General features: G+C 75.2%; 22 protein-coding genes. 14 read left to right on the plus strand and 8 right to left on the minus strand.

The window, feature by feature from the left end; genetic code table 11:
* The first annotated feature begins 11 nt into the window (after positions 1-11).
* The 6 genes from BJ983_RS02070 (at position 12) to BJ983_RS02095 (ending at position 4,184) form a co-directional block, all read left to right on the plus strand.
* Entirely contained in the window at positions 12-1,007 is a 996-nt protein-coding gene (locus BJ983_RS02070) for a class I SAM-dependent methyltransferase (RefSeq protein WP_179792273.1), read from the plus strand.
* Positions 1,004-1,618 carry an HAD-IA family hydrolase gene (locus tag BJ983_RS02075; protein WP_179792274.1) on the plus strand — a complete coding sequence of 205 codons (615 nt, stop codon included), beginning with the start codon at positions 1,004-1,006 and terminating at the stop codon, positions 1,616-1,618. Before BJ983_RS02070 ends, BJ983_RS02075 begins: the two co-directional genes overlap by 4 nt.
* A gap of 44 nt (positions 1,619-1,662) precedes the next feature.
* Positions 1,663-2,802, plus strand: a complete 1,140-nt coding sequence (locus BJ983_RS02080) for a GDSL-type esterase/lipase family protein (protein WP_343053628.1) — start codon at positions 1,663-1,665, stop codon at positions 2,800-2,802.
* 45 nt (positions 2,803-2,847) lie between these two features.
* Complete coding sequence (locus tag BJ983_RS02085; RefSeq protein WP_179792276.1) at positions 2,848-3,279, plus strand: pyridoxamine 5'-phosphate oxidase family protein; 432 nt, start codon at positions 2,848-2,850, stop codon at positions 3,277-3,279.
* Between the two features lie 8 nt (positions 3,280-3,287).
* Positions 3,288-3,779, plus strand: coding sequence for a MaoC family dehydratase (locus tag BJ983_RS02090; RefSeq protein ID WP_425484733.1), 492 nt, complete (start codon positions 3,288-3,290; stop codon positions 3,777-3,779).
* 207 nt (positions 3,780-3,986) lie between these two features.
* Positions 3,987-4,184 carry a hypothetical protein gene (locus BJ983_RS02095; protein WP_179792278.1) on the plus strand — a complete coding sequence of 66 codons (198 nt, stop codon included), beginning with the start codon at positions 3,987-3,989 and terminating at the stop codon, positions 4,182-4,184.
* Here the strand turns inward: BJ983_RS02095 and BJ983_RS02100 are convergent.
* The 5 genes from BJ983_RS02100 to BJ983_RS02120 form a co-directional block, all read right to left on the minus strand.
* Positions 4,141-5,028: a hypothetical protein gene (locus BJ983_RS02100; RefSeq protein WP_179792279.1), complete on the minus strand. Its 888-nt coding sequence runs from the start codon at positions 5,026-5,028 to the stop codon at positions 4,141-4,143. The two genes, BJ983_RS02095 and BJ983_RS02100, sit on opposite strands and share 44 nt — an antisense overlap.
* A gap of 10 nt (positions 5,029-5,038) precedes the next feature.
* A complete protein-coding gene (locus BJ983_RS02105) occupies positions 5,039-5,716 on the minus strand; it encodes a class II aldolase/adducin family protein (RefSeq protein WP_425484734.1) in 678 nt (225 codons plus the stop codon).
* Positions 5,713-7,218 carry an FGGY family carbohydrate kinase gene (locus BJ983_RS02110; RefSeq protein ID WP_179792280.1) on the minus strand — a complete coding sequence of 502 codons (1,506 nt, stop codon included), beginning with the start codon at positions 7,216-7,218 and terminating at the stop codon, positions 5,713-5,715. Before BJ983_RS02110 ends, BJ983_RS02105 begins: the two co-directional genes overlap by 4 nt.
* Positions 7,215-8,249 carry a 2-hydroxyacid dehydrogenase gene (locus BJ983_RS02115; protein ID WP_218890680.1) on the minus strand — a complete coding sequence of 345 codons (1,035 nt, stop codon included), beginning with the start codon at positions 8,247-8,249 and terminating at the stop codon, positions 7,215-7,217. The genes BJ983_RS02110 and BJ983_RS02115 overlap by 4 nt, the downstream gene beginning before the upstream one ends.
* A 76-nt stretch (positions 8,250-8,325) precedes the next feature.
* Complete coding sequence (locus tag BJ983_RS02120) at positions 8,326-8,991, minus strand: HAD family hydrolase (RefSeq protein ID WP_179792282.1); 666 nt, start codon at positions 8,989-8,991, stop codon at positions 8,326-8,328.
* A 130-nt stretch (positions 8,992-9,121) separates the two neighbouring features.
* Between BJ983_RS02120 and BJ983_RS02125 the strand changes: the two genes are divergently transcribed.
* The 6 genes from BJ983_RS02125 (at position 9,122) to BJ983_RS02150 (ending at position 14,029) form a co-directional block, all read left to right on the plus strand.
* Positions 9,122-9,922, plus strand: coding sequence for a DeoR family transcriptional regulator (locus BJ983_RS02125; protein ID WP_179792283.1), 801 nt, complete (start codon positions 9,122-9,124; stop codon positions 9,920-9,922).
* A 73-nt stretch (positions 9,923-9,995) separates the two neighbouring features.
* Entirely contained in the window at positions 9,996-11,321 is a 1,326-nt protein-coding gene (locus tag BJ983_RS02130; protein WP_179792284.1) for an RbtT/DalT/CsbX family MFS transporter, read from the plus strand.
* Positions 11,318-12,802 carry an FGGY family carbohydrate kinase gene (locus BJ983_RS02135; protein WP_179792285.1) on the plus strand — a complete coding sequence of 495 codons (1,485 nt, stop codon included), beginning with the start codon at positions 11,318-11,320 and terminating at the stop codon, positions 12,800-12,802. Before BJ983_RS02130 ends, BJ983_RS02135 begins: the two co-directional genes overlap by 4 nt.
* Complete coding sequence (locus BJ983_RS02140; RefSeq protein ID WP_218890059.1) at positions 12,787-13,401, plus strand: histidine phosphatase family protein; 615 nt, start codon at positions 12,787-12,789, stop codon at positions 13,399-13,401. The genes BJ983_RS02135 and BJ983_RS02140 overlap by 16 nt, the downstream gene beginning before the upstream one ends.
* 116 nt (positions 13,402-13,517) lie before the next feature.
* Positions 13,518-13,778 carry a hypothetical protein gene (locus tag BJ983_RS02145; protein ID WP_179792286.1) on the plus strand — a complete coding sequence of 87 codons (261 nt, stop codon included), beginning with the start codon at positions 13,518-13,520 and terminating at the stop codon, positions 13,776-13,778.
* A 20-nt stretch (positions 13,779-13,798) separates the two neighbouring features.
* A complete protein-coding gene (locus tag BJ983_RS02150) occupies positions 13,799-14,029 on the plus strand; it encodes a hypothetical protein (protein WP_179792287.1) in 231 nt (76 codons plus the stop codon).
* A 204-nt stretch (positions 14,030-14,233) separates the two neighbouring features.
* Here the strand turns inward: BJ983_RS02150 and BJ983_RS02155 are convergent, their stop codons facing one another.
* A complete protein-coding gene (locus tag BJ983_RS02155; RefSeq protein ID WP_179792289.1) occupies positions 14,234-15,418 on the minus strand; it encodes an adenylate cyclase regulatory domain-containing protein in 1,185 nt (394 codons plus the stop codon).
* A 74-nt stretch (positions 15,419-15,492) separates the two neighbouring features.
* Between BJ983_RS02155 and BJ983_RS02160 the strand changes: the two genes are divergently transcribed.
* Both BJ983_RS02160 and BJ983_RS02165 read left to right on the plus strand, forming a co-directional pair.
* Positions 15,493-16,392 carry a metallophosphoesterase family protein gene (locus BJ983_RS02160; protein WP_343053631.1) on the plus strand — a complete coding sequence of 300 codons (900 nt, stop codon included), beginning with the start codon at positions 15,493-15,495 and terminating at the stop codon, positions 16,390-16,392.
* A complete protein-coding gene (locus BJ983_RS02165) occupies positions 16,389-17,054 on the plus strand; it encodes a 4'-phosphopantetheinyl transferase family protein (RefSeq protein WP_343053632.1) in 666 nt (221 codons plus the stop codon). Before BJ983_RS02160 ends, BJ983_RS02165 begins: the two co-directional genes overlap by 4 nt.
* Before the next feature lie 183 nt (positions 17,055-17,237).
* On the opposite strand, the gene BJ983_RS02170 is transcribed toward BJ983_RS02165, so the two are convergent.
* Positions 17,238-20,078 carry an AAA family ATPase gene (locus tag BJ983_RS02170; RefSeq protein ID WP_179792292.1) on the minus strand — a complete coding sequence of 947 codons (2,841 nt, stop codon included), beginning with the start codon at positions 20,076-20,078 and terminating at the stop codon, positions 17,238-17,240.
* Entirely contained in the window at positions 20,075-21,208 is a 1,134-nt protein-coding gene (locus tag BJ983_RS02175; RefSeq protein ID WP_179792293.1) for a metallophosphoesterase family protein, read from the minus strand. The genes BJ983_RS02170 and BJ983_RS02175 overlap by 4 nt, the downstream gene beginning before the upstream one ends.
* Between the last annotated feature and the right edge of the window lie 37 nt (positions 21,209-21,245).

Here is a 21,245-nt window from a genome sequence, read left to right on the forward strand (position 1 = left end):
CCATGTCGATCATGACCACCTCCTACGCGGGAGCGTCCGCCCACTACCTCTCACCGCGCCGCCGCGATCCGGTGAAGCGGCACTGGGAGGAGCCGGTCAACCATCGCATCCTGGCCCGCGCGTTGGGCTTCGTCGAGGGTGACCCGGTGCGCGTGGTGGACGTCGGGTCGGGCACGGGCGACGGCCTCGCGCTGCTGGAGGCGATCACCGACCGGCCGCTGGACTACCTGGGACTCGACCCCGACCCGGAGATGATCACGACGGCGGGCGCCACCCACGAGGGCCGGGACGGCGTCCGGTTCCTGCAGGCCGACGTCCGGGACGACCTCGACCTCGCGCCCGACCTGTGGCTCTCCGCCGGCGCCCCCTGGTCGCACCTGGACCACCACGACTTCCGCACCACCCTCGTCCGCCTGCTGCGTGCCGCCGCGCGTCGCGACCGCCCGACCGCGCTCGTGGTCGACACCCTGGGCCGCTGGTCGATGGAGTGGCCGGCCCACTGGGACGACGAGCGGTGGGACTACCGGATGTCGTTCTTCCAGGGCGCGGGCGACGACCCGGTCGCCGCGCCGATGAGCACCCACACCCGCTGGACGATCGACGCGGCCGTCCTCGAGGCCGACGTCCCGCTCGCCGCGCTCGAGTTCCACGACCGCTCGATCACCGTCGGCCGCCACACGAGCACCGCGGCCTTCCACCCCGGCCTCACCGACTACCGCGGTCTGGTCAACGCCCTCCACGACGGCGACACCGGACCCGACCTCGCCGACCTGCGCCTGGACCCGCCGTCGGGACCCGCCCCGCGGGAGGTGGAGAGCTTCTTCGCGGCCTTCGCCGCGCTGTGGAACGCGCGCCTCGACCGTGCGACGGAGCAGGAGGCGGCGCTGGGGAGCGACCCTTCCCGACGACGGGTGCTGGCGGCGGATCTCTGCGCCCTGGAACACGGCGCCGCGCCGGGGCTCGGCGTAGGGCACTCGCTCATCGCCCTGATCGTGGTCGCGCCGTGACTCGAGTCGATGGTCGAGCTCCGCTGCGCTCCGTCTCCGGAGTCCTGTTCGACTTCGACGGGCTGCTCGCCGACACCGCGCCGGTGTGGCGGGCGGCCGCGGCCGCCGTGGCACCGGGCTGGACCGAGGCGGACGACCGGTCGCTGCACGGGCTCGACACCGGCGCCGCCATGACCCGGCTGAGCGCCCGCGCCGGGCGGGAGGTCACGGAGGACGACATCCTGACGGCGTACCGGGAGCGGTTCGAGCAGGTCCGGCTCATGCCCGGAGCGGCCGAGCTGGTGCGGTCGCTGGAGGTGCCCCTGGCGGTCGCGACGAACAGCCCCACCGACCTGGTCGCCGCGCAGCTCGAGGCGCTGGGGCTGCGGGACGCGTTCGTCGCGGTCGTCGGCCTCGCGCCGCCGCTGGCGCCGAAGCCCGCACCGGACCTCTACCTGGAGGCGGCGCGCCGACTCGGTCTGCGGCCGGGGGAGTGCGTGGCGCTCGACGACTCGCCGCCGGGGGTCCTCGCCGCGGCGGCCGCGGGATGCCGGGTGATCGGGGTGTCGGCGGTGACCCTGCCGGTGGCGCGCCAGGTGGCGTCCCTCACCGAGCTCGTCGGCGACCTCTGAATCCGCGCGCGGCGCAGCCGTGGCGGGCCGTACGGTGCGCCCTCGTGTTCGCCGTCGATCTCACGCCCGATCTCATCCGGGGCGCCCTCGAGCTGGAACCCACCGAGCGTGGGCTGCGCCCGCACCGGCTCCCCGCGTGGGCCCGCGCGCAGAACGTCGAGCCCCAGCTGGCGATGGCCGAGTCCCAGCCCTCGGGCGTGCGGCTCGCCGTCCGTACGGCGGCGTCGGCCGTCGAGCTGGACACCCACCGCACCGTCTACTCCTACCGCGGGCTGCCGCCGCGCCCCGAAGGTGTCTACGACCTCGTCGTCGACGGCGCGCCCATCGCCTCCGCGAGCACCACCGGCGGCACGGGCGTCGAGATGGACCCCCGCACCGGGGAGGTCGTCACGACGACGGGTCCGGCCGGGACGGTGCGCTTCGAGCTCCCGCCCGGGGAGCACGACGTCGAGATCTGGCTCCCGACCCACGAGACCACGGACCTCGTCGCGGTCCGGGCGGACGCGCCCCTGCACCCGGCGTCGGGAGCGGGCCGGCGGCGCTGGGTGCACCACGGCAGCTCCATCAGCCACGGTTCGAACGCCGCGTCCCCGACCGGCACGTGGGCCGCCGTCGCGGCCCGGACGGCCGGCGTGGAGCTGACGAACCTCGGGTTCGGCGGCAGCGCGATGGTCGACCCGTTCGTGGCCCGGACGATCCGCGACCTGCCGGCCGACGTGATCAGCGTGAAGCTCGGGATCAACGTGGTGAACGGCGACGTCATGCGCCGTCGGGCCTTCGTCCCCGCCGTCCACGGGTTCCTCGACACCATCCGCGAGGGACACCCGACGACCCCGTTGCTGCTGGTGTCGCCGATCCTCTGCCCGATCCACGAGGACACCCCCGGCCCGGGCACGATGCTGCTCGACGACGGGCGCACGCGTTTCGCCGCGACCGGCGACCCGGCCGACGTGCCGGCCGGTCGGCTGACGCTGCGCGTGATCCGCGAGCTGCTCGCGGCCGTCGTGGCCCAGCGCGCGGACGATCCGCACCTCGCGTACCTCGACGGGCGGGAGCTCTACGGCGAGGCCGACGAGCCCGGGCTGCCGCTGCCCGACGCCCTGCACCCCGACGCCGCGACCCACCGGTCGATGGGGGAGCGGTTCGCCCGCCTCTTCGCTGACGGGGGTCCGCTGGCGGGCTGAGTCGGGCATCCTGCTCGTCCGGTACGACGACGGGGAGGACCGACGATGCTGCTCGACCCGGACGACCCGCTCCTGGCCCACGCCCACGAACGCCTCCACGCCGAGCCCGTCATCTGGCTGGCCACGAGCCGGCCGCACGCGGTGCCGGTGTGGTTCCGCTGGTCGGACCCGACCGTGACGGTCTTCAGTCGACCCGACACGGCCAAGGTGGCGCACCTGCGCCGGGACCCGGCCGTCGCCCTGCACCTGGACACCGCGGCGCACGGCACGGACGTGGTGCTGCTGGAGGGACGGGCCGAGCTGGACGACCGCCCGTCCGGCGAGGACGCCTTCGCCGCGAAGTACGCCGAGGCGCTCGGCGACCAGTCGTTCGCGGCGTGGCGGGAGACGTTCTCGCTGTCGCTGCGCATCCTGGTGCGCCGCGTCGTCGTGTGGCGGGCGGGCGAGGGAGGTCTCGAGCACCGGTCGGTGCCATGATCGCGATTGTGACCGAGGTACTCAGCGCGACGGATTTCCGAGCTCCCATCGACGACCGGTGGTTCGCCGACTACGTCGTGGGCGAGACCTACGAGTACGGGAAGCTCTCGGTGACCGCCGAGGAGATCGTCGAGTTCGGCCGGCAGTACGACCCGCAGCGGCTCCACACCGACCCGGAGTGGGCCGAGACCGGCCCCTTCGGCGGGCTCATCGCGAGCGGGTGGCAGACGGCCGGGCTGATGATGCGGATGTACTGCGCGCACTACATCTCGGCCGTCGCGAGCCTGGCGTCCCCCGGCATCGACGAGCTGCGCTGGCCCGCCCCGCTGCGTCCGGGTGAAGCAGTGCGGTTGCGCACGACCGTCGTCGAGTCGCGGGTCTCGCGCTCGAAGCCCGACCGCGGGATCGTCCGGACCGCCGTCGAGGTGCTCACCGACGACGACCGCGCGGTGTTCACCGGGACCGCGATGAACATGATCGCCGTCCGGCTCGCCTCATGATCAACAGTCCCTCATGGGTCTGGCGGGGCCCGGGTCGGACCGATGAGGGACTGTTGATCATGGAGCGAGCCGCGATCGGGTCGAATCGTGCGCGCGGGGGCCGCTCACGTGGCGTCATCGCGCGCACGGGGGTCGTAGGTGACCGTCGTCGGGAAACGATGGCGGCACACCACTCGACGGGGGATCTTCCGCTGCTAGCGTCGTCGGATGACCGGCGGTGGCGGACTCGGTGGCGACTCGTTCACCAACTTCAGCACCAACAAGGCAGGGACCGCCTCCGGCTCGTCGGCACACGACGGGGGGCAGGTCCCCGCGACGCCGCTCGGCGGCGTGGGCACGACGGCGGTCCTCGTCGTGGCGGTCATCCTCGTGCTGGCTTCCATCGCCGCCGTTCTCCTGCTCTGACCAGGGCGGCCGGCACGACGGTCAGCACGAGACCTCCGAGCGCGAAGGCGCCGCCCACCAGGAGCGGGTCCGCGGTGCCGGCCACGAACGGCACCAGCACCAGGGCGGCGGCGGGGGTCAACGGTTCGCGGACCAGCGCCGCGAGCCCCACGACCAGCACCACGCCGACCCCGCCGTAGACCCACGTCGGACCGGGGAGACCGGCGGCGACGGCTCCCAGCACTCCCGCCGCGGCGAGCAGGGCCACCCGGCGCGCGGTCGACCACGACAGCGGCCGGCCACCCCGGGCGGTGAACTCCAGGCCGGCCACCAGGAGCGGGGGAGCGCTGAGCAGCGGCGGCAGCCCGGCGAGTCCGACGACGGCGATCCACACGGCCGCCGCCACCACGAACACGGCGAGTCGTCCGCCGGGCCACGCCGGTGCGCGCGGCGTCCTTGTGCCACTGACGCTGGCGGCCAGCAACGCGCACCACACCGCGACGGCGAGGACGTAGCCGATCCCGCGCAGGTCGAACACCACCGGCAGCACGGCGGCCGACACCGCGGGGATCAGCGGACTGCGCACGACGTGCAGGACCAGGACCATCACCGCCAGTGCCGCCGCGGCCCGCCACCACCACGGTCCGGGGAGGTTCGCGGCGACGACGCCGAGCACCGCACCCGTCGTCGGGATCGCGACCAGGGGGACCGGACAGGCCCAGGCCGACCGCCGCAGCGCCCACAGGCCGTAGCCGAGCGCGACCGCCTCGGGGAAGAGCACGGCCCGGTCGTCGAGCAGCTGCGCGGCGAGCAGCATCACCGCGGCCGCGAGGCCCGGCGCGGCGAAGCGCAGCGCCGTCCGCACGGCGCCGACCCTAGCGCTGCCCGTAGCCCCGGAAGCGCTCGACGACGTCGTCGACCTGCTCCGTCGAGAGCAGCCGCGGCGTCCCGACGGCGGAGGCACGCAGCCACACGTCGCAGAGCCACTCGAGGTGCGCGGCGCCGTCGTAGGCCGCTCGCAGCGAGGGCCCGAGGACGATCGTGCCGTGGTGGCGCATGACGGCCGCGGTGCGGTCGGCGAGCGCGGCCGAGGTGTTCGCGGCGAGCTCGTCGGTGCCGTACGGGGCGTACTCCGCGACCGACACGGCCCCGCCGAAGACTGCTGTCTGGTAGTGCACGAGCGGCACGTCGTCGCGCAGCAGGGACACCGCGACCGCCGCCGCCGAGTGCGTGTGCACCACCGCGGAGGCCCCGTGGCGGGTGTAGCAGAGCAGGTGCAGCGGCAGCTCGCTCGTCGGCCTCAGGCTCCCGACGACGGGTGTCCCGGCCAGGTCGACGACCACGACGTCGTCGGCGGTCATGGTGTCGTAGGCGACGCCCGAGGCCGTGACGGCCACGAGGTCGCCCACCCGCACGCTGAGGTTCCCGGCGGTGCCCGCCACGAGACGGTCGGCCACCAGCCGGCGGGCGTGCTCGGCCACGGCGACGCGGGCGGCGTCGAGCGCCTCGTCGGACGCCTCGTCGGACGCCTCGTCGGACGCAGGATCGGTCACGGCGCGGCTGTACCCGCGGCCGGGCGGCGGAACCCCTCGGCCTGCCGGGCCCAGAAGTCCCGTGCGGTGTCCACGTGGGCGCGATAGCGCAGGTACCCCGGCGCGTAGCACTGCTCGGCATCGGGGCCTGGTTCCACGGTGCGCGACGGCGCCGCCCAGTCCGCCGGGTCGAGGTCGTCGCCGAGGGCGCGGGCGGCGGCCACGGCGGCGCCGCGGGTCCCGAGTCCGGGATCGTCCGGCACCACCAGCGGCGTGTTCAGCACGTCCGCGAAGACCTGCGCCCAGGGGCCGGAGCGCGAGCCGCCGCCGCAGGCGACCAGGCGCCCGCCGGGCGGGGTGTTCTCCCGGGCGCGTTCGAAGCAGTTCCGCGCGGTGTAGGCGATGCCCTCGCACACGGCCCGCACCACCTGCCCGCGCGAGGTCGACAGCGTGACGCCCTCGAGCTGCCCGCGGGCGTGGGTGTCGAGGAACGGCGCGCGCTCGCCGGAGGCGGACAGGAACGGCAGGGCGGAGACGCCCCCGGCCCCCGGCGTCGTGCCCTCCAGCAGGTCGCCGAGGGACTCGATCCCGACGCCGAGCAGGCCCAGGAGCCAGTCCAGCCCGGCGGTCCCGACCATGGCCGGCATCGCCCGGAGCCACTCCTGCGGGTCGGGCGTGCAGATCCACATCCCGGCGGGCTCGTCGGCGGGATCGATGGCGACGGTGTCGGTGAAGACCTCGCAGGCCAGCGTGGTGCCGAGGATGAGGAGCCCGTCGCCGGGCCGGGACAGGCCCGCCCCGATCGCGCAGGCAGGCAGGTCGAACGGGCCCCCGGCCACGGGGGTCCCGGCCGGGAGTCCGAGGAGCTCGGCACCGCGCCGGTCGAGCTCGAGCACGGTGCCCGCCGGGGTGGGCTCGGCGAACAGCCGGCGGTACCCGTCGATCCCGCAGGCGGCGATGGCCTCGTCGTCGTAGCGGCGGGTGGTGACGTCGAGGAACGGCAGCGTCGCGTCCGAGGCGTCGACGGTGATCTCGCCGGTCAGGCGCTGGACTAGGGCGTCCACGCAGTACCCGGCGACCCGCGCCCGCTCCAGGCTCTCCGGCTCGTGCCGCGCGAGGTGGTGGATCAGCGGGCCGTGGCAGCCGGGGAAGAGCCCGGACCCGGTCCGGCCGTAGACCCGCTGCACCGTCCCGTCGGCCTGCCAGGCGCGCACCGTGTCGGCCGCCCGGTCGTCGAGCCAGGAGATCGGCGGGCGGGTGGCGTACCCGTCGGCGTCGCGCAGCCACAGCCCGTCGCCCTGCCCCGTGATCGCGACGGCACGGACGGGACGCCCGGCCTCCTCGACCACCCGGCGGACGACGTCGGCCGCGCTCGCCAGCACGTCCTCGAGATCCTGCTCGACGCGCCCGTCCTCGTACTGGTACAGCCGCGAGGCGCGTTCGGCGGAGGCGAGCTTCGACCCGTCGTCGTCGTAGGCGTCGGCCTTCGTCATGGAGGTGCCGACGTCGAGTCCGATGATCACTGCTTCCCCCCGACCGTGGTGGCCGGGTGGCGCAGCGCCTCACCGCGCAGGAAGCGCGCGGCCTCACCGGCGGCGATGGTGGCGGCCCGGTGCGCGGTCTGGCGGGTCGCCCCGGCGAGGTGCGGGGTCGCGACGACGTTCGGGACGGTGTGCAGCGGCCAGTCCGGCGGAGGCGGCTCGACGTCGTACACGTCGAGGGCGAGACCTCCGAGTCGCCCGGACTCGAGCGCCGCGGGCAGCGGGCGGTAGTCGAGCAGCCCGCCGCGGGCGGTGTTGACCAGGACCGCGCCGTGGGGGAGGAGCTCCAGCTCGCGGGCCCCGATCATCCCGCGGGTCTCGTCGGTCAGCCGGGCGTGCAGGGACACCACGCCCGAGCGTCGCAGCAGGTCGTCGAGGTCGGTGAGCTCGATGCCCTCCTCGTCGGGCGCGTAGGGGTCGGAGACGAGCACCGTGGCCCCGAAGGCCCGCAGCACCCGCGCGACGATCCGCCCGATCGCTCCGTAGCCCACCAGCCCGACGGTGGCGCCGTCGAGCTCGAGGCCGGCCTCGTCGTAGTCGTAGAAGTCCCCGCGCCACCGACCCGCCCGCAGTTCGGAAGCGGCGAGCGGGATCCGGCGCAGCGCGGCCAGGACCATCCCGACGGCGAACTCGGCGGCGGCCGCGGCATTGCGCCCGGGGGCCTGCGCCACGGCGACCCCGGCGGCGTCGGCCGCCGCGAGATCGACGTTGACCGGCCCGCCCCGGCACACCGCGACCATCTCCAGCTCGGGACGGGCCTCGAAGACCTTCGCCGTGAAGGGCGCCATCTGGGTGAGACAGACGCGGACGCCGTCGAGGGCGGCGATCAGGTCGTCCTCGGTGCCGGAGGCCTCGTGGACGACGCTGTCCCCGGACCCGACCTCGCCGAAGGGCTCCTGGGGCCAGCCGGCGGTCAGAGTGGTCGGCTCGAACTCGCCGACGTCCTCGGCCCGCAGGGCGTCGAGGAAGGTCTCAGGGGCGACGAAGTGGTCTCCTGCGGCGAGCACACGCAGCATCGGGTGGCTCTCCTCTCGGTGTCGGGCGGTGTCGGGCGGTGTCGGGCGGTGTCGGGCGGTGTCGGGGGTGGAGTCAGCGGGCGGAGAGCAGGTCGACGATCGCGCGGTGCGCGGCCGCGACGTTGTCGGTGCGGCGGGCCGCGAGGATCAGTGCCTCCGGCTTCGGCGGGTAGGAGGGGTTCGGGATCGCCACGACGGTCATCCCCGCCGCAGCGGCGGCGCGGATGCCGTTGCCCGAGTCCTCGACCCCAATGCAGTCCCCGGGATCGACGCCGAGCCGCCGGGCGGCCTCGAGATAGACGTCGGGGGCGGGCTTGCCGTGGTCGACCTCGGCGGAGGACACGGTGGACCGGAACGCGTCGGCGAGTCCGTGGACGACGAGCACGGCGTCGACCAGTCGGCGCGGGGCCGACGTCGCGAGCGCGACGGGGACCCGCGCCGCGACGTCGTGGACCATCCCGCTCGCTCCGTCGTAGGGCTCCATCCGACCGTCCTCGAGTGCCTCGACCATGCCGTCGACCACTGCGCGCTCGCAGGCGGAGGCGTCACCGCCGCTCCGGGCGGCGAGGTACGCCGACCACTCGGGCGCACTCATGCCCTGCACGTGCGTCGTGTCCACGGCGGTCCAGGGGACGTCGTGGCACGCGGCGTACCGCGTCCACATCTCCTCCCAGAGGTGCTCGCTCTCGACGAGCACGCCGTCGAGGTCGAACACGACGGCACGGGATCGCTCGATCATGGGACTCCCTCCCGTGTCTCTGTGAAGTTAACATTCAAAATGTGATCAAGGAAGGCTCGTCACGGACCTCATCGGAGCGACGCCGGGGTGGAGGCGTGCTCGCGCCCGCGCGTCCGGGAATGCTGGGCCGGTGAGCAGCGACGCGGACCCGGGCCGGGGCGGACGCTCCCGCGCCGCGCGGCAGCAACGGATCGTCGACCACGTGCTCGGGGCCGGTTCCGCCAGCGCCGCCGAGTTGGTCGAGCTCACCGGCGTCAGCCTGATGACCGTCCACCGCGACGTCGACGAGCTCGTCCGCCGCGGCCTGGTGCGGAAGTACCGCGGCGGGGTGTCGGCCCAGCCGACGTCGGTGTTCGAGTCGCACTCCGACTACCGGCGCACCGTGCGCCGGGCGGAGAAGAACGCGATCGCGGACGCGGCCCTGGCCTTCGTCGAGCCCGGCTCATCCATCATGCTCGACGACTCCACGTCGGCGTTGGCGCTGGCAGAACGCCTGGCCGACGTCGGTCCGCTCACCGTGGTCACCAACTACCTGCCGGCGCTGGAGCTGCTCAAGGGGCTGCCCGAGATCCGGCTCCTCGCGCTCGGCGGGGACTACTCGCGCACGCACGACTCGTTCGGCGGGGTCGGCTGTCTGGAGGCGGTGGAGGCGGTGTCGGTCGACGCCGCGTTCGTCTCGACGTCCTCGATGACGGGGTCGATGACCTTCCACCAGGAGCAGGACATCGTCGTGGTGAAACGCCGGATGCTCGAGGTCGCCGACCGCTGCGTGCTGCTCATGGACTCGAGCAAGGCGCCCCGCCGCGCGCTGCACCACCTGCGGCCGCTGTCGGCGTTCGACGACCTCGTCGTCGACGCCGGGATGACGGCCGCCCTCCTCGAGGAGATGGGCGAGCACACCCGGGTCACGGTCGCGGAGGTCGGTCGTTAGTCCTGCTCGCTTGTGAACTTCACAGATTTTTTGTTACATGTGATGCGCCGCACTCAGACAGAAGGGCGCACTCATGAGCACCACGACCGCGGACGCACCCCTCACCGGGATCGAACGGTGGGGCATCCCGTACCCCCTGCGCTGGGGGTTCGTTGGTGTCCTGATCTTCATGATCGGCGACGGCGTCGAGACCAGCTTCCTGTCCGCCTTCCTCGCCTCGCCGACCGGCGGCGGCCTCGACGGGGCCCAGGCCTCGTTCGCCACCGTCACCCTCTACGGCGTCGCGGCGCTCGTGGCGTCGTGGTTCTCGGGGACCCTCTCCGCGATCTGGGGCCCGCGCCGCGTGATGTGGCTGGGCGCCGCGATCTGGGTCGTGCTCGAGATCGTGTTCCTGTTCGTCGCCATCCCGTCCCAGGACGCCGGCCTGATCATCACCACCTACGCCGTGCGCGGCCTGGCCTATCCGCTGTTCGCGTTCGCCCTCCTGGTGTGGATCCAGACGATCGCCCGGCCGCGGATGCGCGGCTCGGCAGCGGGCTGGTTCTGGTTCGCCTTCACCGGCGAGCTGCCGACCCTGGGGGCCGCGTTCGCCGCGATCGCGATCGGCCCGCTCGGCATCAGTGAGTACGGCACGCTCGTAATCTCGCTGGTGATCGTCGCGGTCGGGGCGGCGATCGGCTGCTTCGCCGTCACCGAACCGCAGGGGCTGCGGCCCATCGCCGACGCCTCGATGCCGAACCCGACCAGCCTGCGCCGACTCACCGAGGGCGTCGACATCCTGTGGCGCGACAGGCGGACCATCGCCGGCTTCTTCGTCCGGCTGGTCAACACCGCCCCGCAGTACGGCTTCTTCGCGATGTTCCCGTTCGTCTTCGGGCCCGAGACCCCCGGCGGCGGGTTCCTGACGACGGCGCAGGTCGCCGTCCTCGCGACCGTCGCCTACGCCGCGAACATCGGCGCCAACCTGTTCTTCGGGGTGTTCGGCGACTTCTTCGGCTGGCGGCGCACGGTCACGGTGTTCGGGTGTCTGGGCTGCGCCGTCGCGGTACCGCTCTGGTACTTCGGCGCGATCGCCTCGCAGAGCTTCCTGGTCACCGCCATCCTGGGCGCCGTGTACGGCATCGTCCTCGCGGGCTTCGTCCCGCTCTCCGCGCTCATGCCCTCGATGGTCGAGCTCAAGGACAAGGGGGCGGCGCTGGCCGTGCTCAACACCGGGGCCGGGGGCGCGGCGCTGCTCGGCCCGCTCACCGTCACGGCCCTGTTCCCGCTGTTCGGCGGCGGGGGCGTGGTGATCGCCTACTGCGTGATGTACCTCCTCGTCGCGGCGCTGTCGCTGGTGATCCGCTCCGACGTCGACCCGGCGGTCGCCCGGCGGCGCGAGGCCGGGGCCCCCGCGTGAGCGGGCCGGTGTGGATCGGGGTCGACCTCGGCACGCAGAGCGTCCGGGCCGCCGCGATCGACGACGACGGGTCCGCCGGCGTCGCCGCGCGGCCGTTGACCAGCCGCCGGTGGCGCGCCGACGACGGGTCCGCCCGCCACGAGCAGGACCCGGCGGCCTGGTGCCGCGCCGTCGACGCGGTTCTCGCGGAGGTCGTCGGCGGGCTCGCCGACCCGCGCGCGGTCGCCGGGATCGCGGTCGACGGGACCTCCGGCACCGTCGTCGCGGCGGACGACGCCGGGCATCCGACGGGCCCCGGCGTCATGTACGACGACGCGCGCGGCCACGGGCACGCCGCGCGGGTGCGGGAGGTCGGCGCCGAGGTGTGGTCCCGCCTCGGGTACCGGGTGGGCGACTCCTGGGCGCTGCCGACGCTGCTCGCGCTCGACCCGTCGCCCGGGTACCGCCACCAGACCGACGTCGTGACCGCGCACCTCACCGGCACGGTGACCGCCACCGACGCCTCGACCGCCCTCAAGACCGGGTACGACGCGCTGACGGGGCGCTGGCCCACCGAGGTCCTCGACGCCCTCGGCCTCGATCCGACGACGCTGCCCGCGGTGGTGGCACCGGGCGGCGTCCTCGGGGGCGTGGGGCGCGCGACGGCCGACCGGACCGGGCTCGCCGTCGGGACGCCCGTCGTCGCGGGGATGACCGACGGGTGCGCCGCACAGCTCGCTGCGGGGGCGGTGGCCCCCGGGCAGTGGAACGCGGTGCTCGGCACGACGCTGGTGCTGAAGGGGGTCGCAACCGATCTCGTCCGCGACCCCGGCGGCACCGTCTACTGCCACCGCGGTCCGCAGGGCGGCTGGTGGTGGCCGGGCGGGGCGTCGAACACCGGCGCGGCCGTGCTGTCCGACGTCGTCGACCCGGCACGCTTCGACGCCGTCACCGAGGCCCTCGGCCGTGAGGCCGTGCACCCGCCCGTGGTGCTGCCGCTGCGCGGGCGGGGCGAGCGCTTCCCCTTCGACGCTCCAGAGGCCGAGGGCTTCTTCCTTCCCGACGCCGGGTCGGCGCGGCCTCTCGACGAGCTTGCCGCCGCCGTGGGGGAGACCGCCGCGTTCGCGGGCCTCGCCGAGGGCATCGCCTTCGTCGAGCGGCTCGCCTTCGAGCGGGTCGCCGCGCTCGGGGCCGACGTGTCCGGGACCCGGTCGATCAGCGGGGGAGCGACCGCGAACCGCTGGTGGAACCAGCGTCGGGCGGACGCGCTGGGCGTGCCGCTGGTGCGGCCCGAGCACGCCGAACCCGCCGTCGGGATGGCGGTGCTGGCCCGGGCGGCGGTGACGGCCGACGGGGGAGAGCCGGACCTCGTGGTCGCGGCGGGCGCGGTGCGCGCCACGGCGACCGAGGAGACCTATGACCCGCGGCCCGACGCCGCGCTCGAGGATCGCTACGGCCGTTTCCGGGCGGCCCTGGTGGAGCGGGGATGGGTGCAGGCGTGACCGAACTGGTGCTGGTGCGCCACGGCGAGACCGAGTGGCACGACGGGAACCGCTACGCCGGCCGCACGGACGTGGCCCTGACCGCGCGCGGGCTGGAGCAGGCCGACGCGCTCGCGGCGTGGGCCGCCGACGCCGGGCTCGACGCGGTGGTGTGCTCCCCGCTCTCCCGCGCGCGACGGACGGCCGAACCGGCCGCCGCGGCCGCGGGCTGTCCGCTCGTCGTCGAGCCGGACCTCGTCGAGGTCGACTTCGGGGCCGGGGACGGCCTCACCCGACCGGAGATGGCCGACCGCTTCCCCGAGGCGCTCGAGGCGTTCCTCGCCGCCCCGTCGTCGTGCCCGTTCCCCGACGGCGAGCGCGGTGATGCCGCCGTCGCGCGGGCCCGGCCGGTCCTCGACCGCGTCGTCGCCGACCGGCCGGACGGCCGGGTGCTGGTCGTCGCGCACCAGACGCTGCTGCGCCTGCTGCTGTGCGAGTACCTCGGGCTCCCGCTCGACCACTACCGGGCCGTGTTCCCGCGCCTCGAGTCGGCGGCGCGGACCGTCCTGGAGCCGGCGGCGTCCGGGCCGGCCGCGCTCCGGGCGCTCAACCTCCGCTGATCAGGACCGCTCGACCGGGTGATCCGGGACGGTCCGACGACCGCCCGGCGCGCCGATCGACCGTTCCACGCGAACGCACAGAGTGACATCGCTGTACTTTGCGTAGCGTCCGGCCCGTGACCGATCAGCACCGATGGAGTGAGCAGGCGCGGGTCGCCGCCCGCTCGGTGCTCGCCAACGTGGAGTCGCTGGACGCCCTCCCCGCGGACCGCCGCGCCGAGGTCGTCGCCCTCGCCGAGCAGCTGTGCCGGGGGCATCTGGACCATGCCGGGACGCTGTTCGCCGCGGCGCAGCTGCGGGCCCTGCTCGACCCCGTGCCGGCCCTGGCCGCCCGCACGGTCGTCTCCTGGCTCGACGATCTCCGTCTCGCCGCCTGACGCGTCGATAGACTCCGACCATGGTGGAACGCCTCGCAGCCCGCTTCGCGACGACGCCGATGCGCCTGCTCCTCGCGGGCTGGGCCCTCGCCGCGGTCCTGCTCCTGGCGGGGCTCGCCCTCGTCCTCACCAACGCCTCGCCCCTCGTGGGCTTCGTGCTGTTCATCGTCGGCGTGGTCCTGACGATGGGTGTCGCGGTGAACCTGCTCCGCCTCCGGGCCGCGGAGCACGCCCGCAAGACCCCGGAGTAGCACTCCACCGGGTGAACTCCTGTGGTGATCGAGGGTTCGGACTGGACGAACCTGTGGTCCGTGCCTCACTGTTTCCTCACCGACGGACGGTTGGTGTCGGTGTTCGGGGAACGCCGACTGCCCGGGTCGGCGGCGGTCGCTGGGGAGCGGACCGCCGCCGACCCCGGCACCTCGTGGAACCCCCGTCGTCGGAGCCCCGCCCGGTCAGGACGCGGCGGTGACCCGGTAGAGGCGTTGCGCCCCCCGGATGCCCTTGAACCGTCGGGGCGCGGCCACCCGCCAGCGGAACTCGGTGTCCTCACCGGCCCGCGCGACCACCGCGTCGTGCACGGCGGCCGTGACCACCACCTGCCCGGGGCGGGCCGTCGTCGTGACCCGCGACGCGAGGTTGACCGGCGGACCGAACCAGTCGCCGGCGTGCGGCACGCCGATCCCGTTGGCCACGCCCACCCGGACGTCCGGACGCCCGTCGTCGGCGTCCGACCAGCGCCGCGCGAGCTCGACGGCGGCGCGGACCAGCGCCGTGGTGTCCGAGGACACGAGCATCACCGCGTCGCCGATCGTCTTCGCGAGGCGGACCGGGCGCGTGGCGATGTCGGTGGCTGTGGCGGAGAGCTGCTCGGCCACCTCCGAGAGCTCGGCCGCCGAGACGCTCTCCCCGAGGTCGGTGAACCCGACGAGGTCGGCGAAGCACACCGACACCTCCTGGGCGCCCTGCAGCCGGCCCGCGGTCGACTCCTCGATCGCGATCGCGTGCGACCGGATGCGGTCGGCGAGGGCCACGGACACGAGGTGGGTGAGGTGCAGCATGTCCTGCTCGGCGATCCGGCGCGCCTCGATCGCGTAGCGCAGCGCCATCTCCGGTTCGGGTTCCCCGGCGGCCAGCAGCGCCTCGCCGAGCAGCCCGCCCAGCGCGTCGGCCATGTTCAGCACACCGCGTCCGATCGCCCGGACGACCGGCATCATCTCGTCGTCGGTGAAGCCCAGGGCCCGGTAGCGCTCGATGCGTTCCGCGATCTCGGCGTCCTCGTCGGTGTACATCTCCTCGTCGGGGTCGGTCGAGACCGGCCGCCCCAGCGCGCGGAACCACTTGGACACGATCTCCGGGTCCTGCCCGGTGTGGGCGCAGATCCCCGACATCGACCAGCCGTCCTCGGGGGCGAGGGTCCGCTCGATGAGCAGTAGCCCGAGCCGGTCCCGCTCGATCGCCTCGCGCATCGTCTCGATGCCCACGCCGTCGGCCGCGAGGGCGGAGAGCACCTCGACGCGGATGCGGCGCTGGTCCCCGGTGAGCCCCTCGAGCAGGCCCGCGCGGTCGTAGTCCGTCTCCGCCATCGCCGATCGCAGGCGCTGCGGGATCGGGAGCGACGTCAGGTGGCGCGGTGGCACACCCTCATCATGACGAATCCCCGCGCGCGCGGCGCGACTACAGTGATCGCCCGATGGGAGATGCAGCGGACACGGTGACGGGGCCCAGGCTGCTCGCGACGAGCGATCTCCACGTCAACCGCACCGACAACCAGGCGCTCGTGCGGGATCTGCACCCCTCCGACCCGGGGGACTGGCTGATCGTCGCGGGGGACGTCGCCGACAAGGTCGCCGACATCCGCTGGGCGCTCGCCCTGCTGGCCGACCGCTTCGAGCAGGTCATCTGGGTCCCGGGCAACCACGACCTCTGGACCCCGCCCGGCGACGACGTCCAGCTCGTCGGCCCCGAGCGCTACGACCATCTCGTGGAGGTCTGTCGCTCGCTCGGGGTGCTGACCCCCGAGGACGCGTGGCCGGTGTTCGCCGGGCACCTGATCTGCCCGATGTTCCTGCTCTACGACTACTCGTGGCGGGTGCGCCCCGACATGGCCGGGCTGTCGGTCGAGGACGCGCTCGCCGTCGCCCGCGAGGCCGGGGTGGTGGCCACCGACGAGTTCCTCATGGCCTCGCGCCCGTACGACGGGCCCGCCGCGTGGTGTGCCGCGCGCCTGACCGAGACCCGCCGGCGGCTCTCCGAACGTCCCGCGGACCTGCCGACCGTGCTGGTCAACCACTGGCCGCTCACCGAGCTCCCGCTGCGCGTGCTGCGCCACCCCGAGTTCTCGCTGTGGTGCGGCACCACCGAGACCGCCCGCTGGCACGTCGAGCACGACGCGGCCGCCGTGGTGTACGGCCACCTCCACGTCCCGCGCACCACCTGGGAGGACGGGGTCCGCTTCGAGGAGGTGTCGGTCGGCTACCCGCGCGAGTGGCAGCGCCACGACCTGCTGCGCGGACCGCTGCGCACCATCCTCCCGGCGCCCGAGCCGGAGGTGCCCGACCCCTTCACCGCCTGGGCGCTCCGCCAGGGCGCGCGGTGGGAGTCGGTGCGGTGAACCCGCTGGCAGACGTCCTGCCCGCGACCGTGGTCACCGCGGTGCGTCTCGACGACGCCGGGACCGGCCCGCTGCATCCCGACGAGGAGCCTGCCGTCGCGAAGGCCGTCGCCACGCGCCGGGCGGAGTTCACCACCGCCCGCCGCTGTGCCCGGGACGCCCTGGCCTCGCTCGGCGCCGCGGCCGACGCGGTGCCGGTGGGGGAGAAGCGGTCGCCGGTCTGGCCGCCGGGCGTGGTCGGCTCGATCACGCACACGGTGGGCTTCCGCGGCGCGGCGGTGGCGTGGTCCGCCCAGGTGCGCTCGGTGGGTGTGGACGCCGAGCAGCACGGGCCCCTGCCCGACGGCGTGCTCGAGGCGGTGTCCTCGGCGGGGGAGCGGTCGGTCCTCGCCGCGCTGGCGGCCGACCACCCATACGTCCACTGGGACCGGCTGCTCTTCTCGGCGAAGGAGTCGGTCTACAAGACCTGGTTCCCGCTGACCGGCCGCTGGCTGGGCTTCGAGGAGGCGTTCCTGACGCCGGGTCCCGACGGCACCTTCCGCGCGGAGCTGCTCGTGCCCGGGCCGGTCGTCGACGGGGTCACGGTGTCGGAGTTCCACGGCCGCTGGACCGTGTCCGGCGCCCACCTCGTGACGGCGATCGCGCTGCCGCCGCAGGGCTGACCGGGCCCGCCCGCGAGATTTACATGGGGCAGATTCCGGCGCGCGCGGAGTTGCGTGGTGTCACTCTCGCGGCGGCCGGGCCTGGCGTGGTGGCCCGCCCCGTCGCGAGGTTCACGTAGGGCAGGTTCCGGGCCGCGCGAACCTGCCTGGTGTCACTCTCGTGGTGGGCGGCCACACGCGGAGTCAGCCGGTCTCGCGGAAGCCGTCCTGATCGGATGACCCGGCCTCGTCGTCGTCCCGGTCCTGCTCCGCGTCGGCCACGGCCTGCGGCGGCGGGTAGGACGGGTTGAGCGTGACCGTGCGGGTGGCGCCGATGCCCCGGTAGCGCGCGGGTGTGCAGGTGAGCACCACCACCTGGTGCGACGAGCCGGCCGCCGCGGCCCCGAACACGGCCGCGAGCCGTTCCAGCCGGCCCGGGTCCGAGTGCCCGAGCGCGTCGTCGATGAGTACCGGCACGCCGTCCTCGGCGTCCACGAGCGCGGCCACCGCCAAGCGGGCGCAGAGCCCGAGTTGTTCCTTCGCCCCGCTCGACAAGGCGTCGAAGGGCACCGTGACGCCGTTCAGCGTGCGCGACACGATCCGCAGCGCCGGGTCGACCTCCAACGCCAGGGACGGCCCGAACACGATGCGCGCCAGACGCTCCACCTCGCGCCGGAACGGGGCGACGTACGCCCGCCGCACCTCGTCACGTCGGCGCGCCAGGGTCTCGTGCAGGCGGGTCGCCGCCGCGGCACGGCGGGACACCGACGCGTGCTCGCGCTCCGCGGCCGCGAGTTCGGACCGGGCGGCGACCAACCGGTCGTGCCGGCCCTCGCCCCCGGCGACCTGGAGACGGCCGGTGACCTCCGCCCGTCGCCGCTCGACGTCGGCGGTGCGGGAGGACAGCGACTCGACGGCTCGCTTCGCCGTGGCGTACAGCGCCTCCACCGTGGTCGGGTCGTCCGCCTCCAGGGCAGCGGCCCGCTGCTCGTGGTCGGCCTCGTAGCGCCGGGCGCGGGCGAGGGCGTCCGTCGCCGCCGCGGCCAGCGCCTCGTCGGTGTGCTCCGCCCGGGCGTCGCGCAGCTCGGCAGCGCGCCGGTCGGCCTCGCTCCGGGCCACCGCCAATGCCGTGCGGGCGGCCACGACCTCCGCGCCCGCCGTCGTCACCGACGCGTCGAGCCGGCGCCAGGCCTCCTCGGCGCCGCGGGCCTCCCGGTGGGCCTCGTCGGCGACGTCGAGGGTGCGGACCGCCTCGACCCGCAGCGGCTCGAGGTCCTCGGGTTCCGGGTCGGCGGACGCGTCGTCGAGCAGCCCCGCCTCCTCGAACAGGCCCGGCTCGTCGGTCGCCGGACGGCGCGCGCCGCGCCGCCGGACCGGCTCGGGCGCGACCTCGGCCGGGACCCGCTCGGCGAGCACCGCGATCGCGGCGCGCACGTCGTCGAGCGACCGGCCGTCCAGCTCGCGTTCCACCACGGCGGCGAGCTCCCGCACGCGGGCCGCCGCCTCCCCGGCCGTCCGCAGCGCCACGCGCGCCTCGGCGACGTCGGCCACCCCGAGCGCCGTGCACGCCTCGTCCCGGGCGGCGCGGGCTTCAGCGACCCGGCGTCGGGCGGCCGCACCGTCGAGACCCGGCCGCACCGTCATCCGCACCACGCCCGGGACGTCGATCGCGACCGCGTCCGCCACCGGCAGCGTGGTGCTCCCGCCCGCGTCGATCTCCCGCTCGACGCCATCGACGGCCAGCGTGGTCCGTGCGGCGGTCCCGGTGAGCTCGACCGTCGCCGCGCCCGCGGCGAGTTCGGCCTCGGCCTGCACCACGGCGCGGTCGAGCCCTTCCAGGCGGTCGACCGCGGCGGCGTCGGCGCAGGGCCCGCCGGCGGCGCGCGCAGCCTCCCGACGGGCCTCCTCGGCGGTCCCGGCCCGCCGCAGCCGACCGCGCAGGTCGGCGAGCTCGGTCCGGTCGCGGGCGAGCGTCAGGGCCTCGGCGGCCGCGCGGGCCGCTGCGGTGGCGGCGTCGGAGGCCGCGACCGCGCGATCGGCCTCGGCCCGCCGTTCCGCGAGGTCCTCCCGGCGGGCGTGGTCCCCGGTCTCCAGACCCGCCAGGGTCCGCCCGGCCTGGTCGGCGGCCCGCTCCGCGGCCTCGGCGGCCGCGACGAGCCGGGCCCGGGCGTCCTGGCGTTCGGTGGCACGGCCGGCCCGCTCCCGCGCGGCCTCGGCCCGTTCCGCACTGGTGGCGACCTCCTGCTGCCGGGCCTGGAGCGCCGACCAGCGGTCCTCCAGCTCGCGGACCCGGTCGTTCTGCCCGCGCCGCTCCTCGGCCAACGCCGTGGCCTCGCGGTCGAGGTCGGCGCGCAGCTCGACGTCGCGTTCGACCTCGGACACCGAGGCCGCGGCGACCTCGGCCTCGGTGCGCGCGGCGGCCACCCGCTCGCCGGCCTCCCGCAGCGGCCCGACCGGCCGGCCGTGGCCGCCGAGGTAGCGCCGGACCTCCGCGAGTGCCCGTTCGACGAGGCCCTCCGCGGCCGCGTCCGCCGCGGGCCCCACCGCCTCGGCGCCCGCACCGCCCGCCGCCCGGTCGAGCGCCCGGGTCAGCGCGTCGTGCCCGCCGAGGTCGGCCTGGCCGAGCGGGGTGTGCTGCTCGACCCGCAGCGCGAGCCACAGGTCGCGGTCCATCGTCTCGTCGAGGATCGCGAGCAACCGGTCGTGTGCCTCGCGGCCGGTGAGCTGCTCGGTCGAGGGGCCCGTGACGGTCAGCTCGGTGAGCCTGCGCCGCAGCCACCGCTTCCGGTAGACGACGCGGTACGGCCCGGTGACGAACTCGGCCTCCACCTCGGGCCCGGCGTCGCGACCGGACGGGGCCGCGGCGCGGACCGGCGCGGCCTTCGAGTCGTCGCGGAAGTCGATCAGCAGGTCCAGGGCGACGACGGTGGAGGTCTTGCCGACCTCGTTCTCGCCCTCGAGCACCGTCACGCCGGACTCGGCGAGGTGGACCTCGCGGTCGTGCACCCCGCGGAAGTCGCGCAGGCGGATGCGGAGCAGCCTCACCGGGTCACCGCCAGCCGGTGGAGCAGGGCGAGCGCGTCGAGGGCCTCCGGGTCGGTCGCCTCCGCGAGCTCGCGGGCCGCGTCGGCGGCGAAGCCGGTGAGCCCGAGCGCCTCGACGTCCGCGTCGTCGGGGCGCGTGGCCACCCCCGCGACGTCCACCTCCAGGGCCGCGAGCACCGGGGCGTGCGCCTCGACGACCTCGTCGAGCCGGGCACGCTGCCGCAGCGTCACCGTGCCCTCGAGCACCAGCCGCAGCGCGGTGCGTTCCGGGGCGTCGAGCGCGTCGAGCCGAGCGTCGAGCGCCGCGAGGTCCTCGTCGGTGTCGACCACCGCGTGCTCGCGGACGAAGGCCCACCGCCCGACCCGCACCGGCCGCACCGACGCCGCCCCGTCGGCCCCGACGTCGACCACCAGCACGTTGCCGGGATCGGTCTCCTCGTGCGAGGTGACCTCGGGCGCGCCCGAGTACGCGATCCGCGGCTCGCCGTGCAGCTGCCAGGTGGAGTGCCGGTCGCCCAGCGCCACGTAGTGGACCCGCCCGTCGGCGAGCGCCGCGCGGCACTCGGCCGTGTGGATCACCGCCGGGTTCCGGTCGTCCGGGCTCAGGACGTCGACCGCGCCGTGCCCGGCGAGCACCCGCACCACGCCCTCGGGCGCCGGGTCGAGCGCCCGCAGCCGGTCGGCCACGAGGTCGGAGAGCGGGCGCTTCGTGGCCCAGGTCGCCGCGACGACCTCGACACCGGGCGCCACCTCGTGCACGCCGGGACGGTCGAGCACCGTCACGTGCGGCGGGCACCGCCGAGCGAAGTCCGCTCGGCGCATCACGAGCGAGGCGTCGGCGGGATCGTGGTTCCCGGGCAGGAGCAGCACCGGCACGGTGAAGGAGCGCAGCGCCTCGCACGCGCGGCCCACCACGTCGGGGCCCACGAGGTTCGACTCGAACACGTCCCCGCACACGACGACGAAGGCCGCACCCTCCTCGGCCGCGACCCGACCGAGCGCGGTCACCGCGTCGAGGCGGGCCTGCGCGAAGCGTGCCTGCGCCTCACCGACCGCCTGCCCGACCCGACCCGCGCCGAGGAACCGCCGGGTCATCCCCAGCTGCCAGTCGGCGGTGTGGACGAAGCGCATGCTCACCTCCCCGCACGAGCACCGTAGGCCGCGTGGC

Source organism: Actinomycetospora corticicola (assembly GCF_013409505.1).
Classification (GTDB): Bacteria; Actinomycetota; Actinomycetes; order Mycobacteriales; family Pseudonocardiaceae; genus Actinomycetospora; species Actinomycetospora corticicola.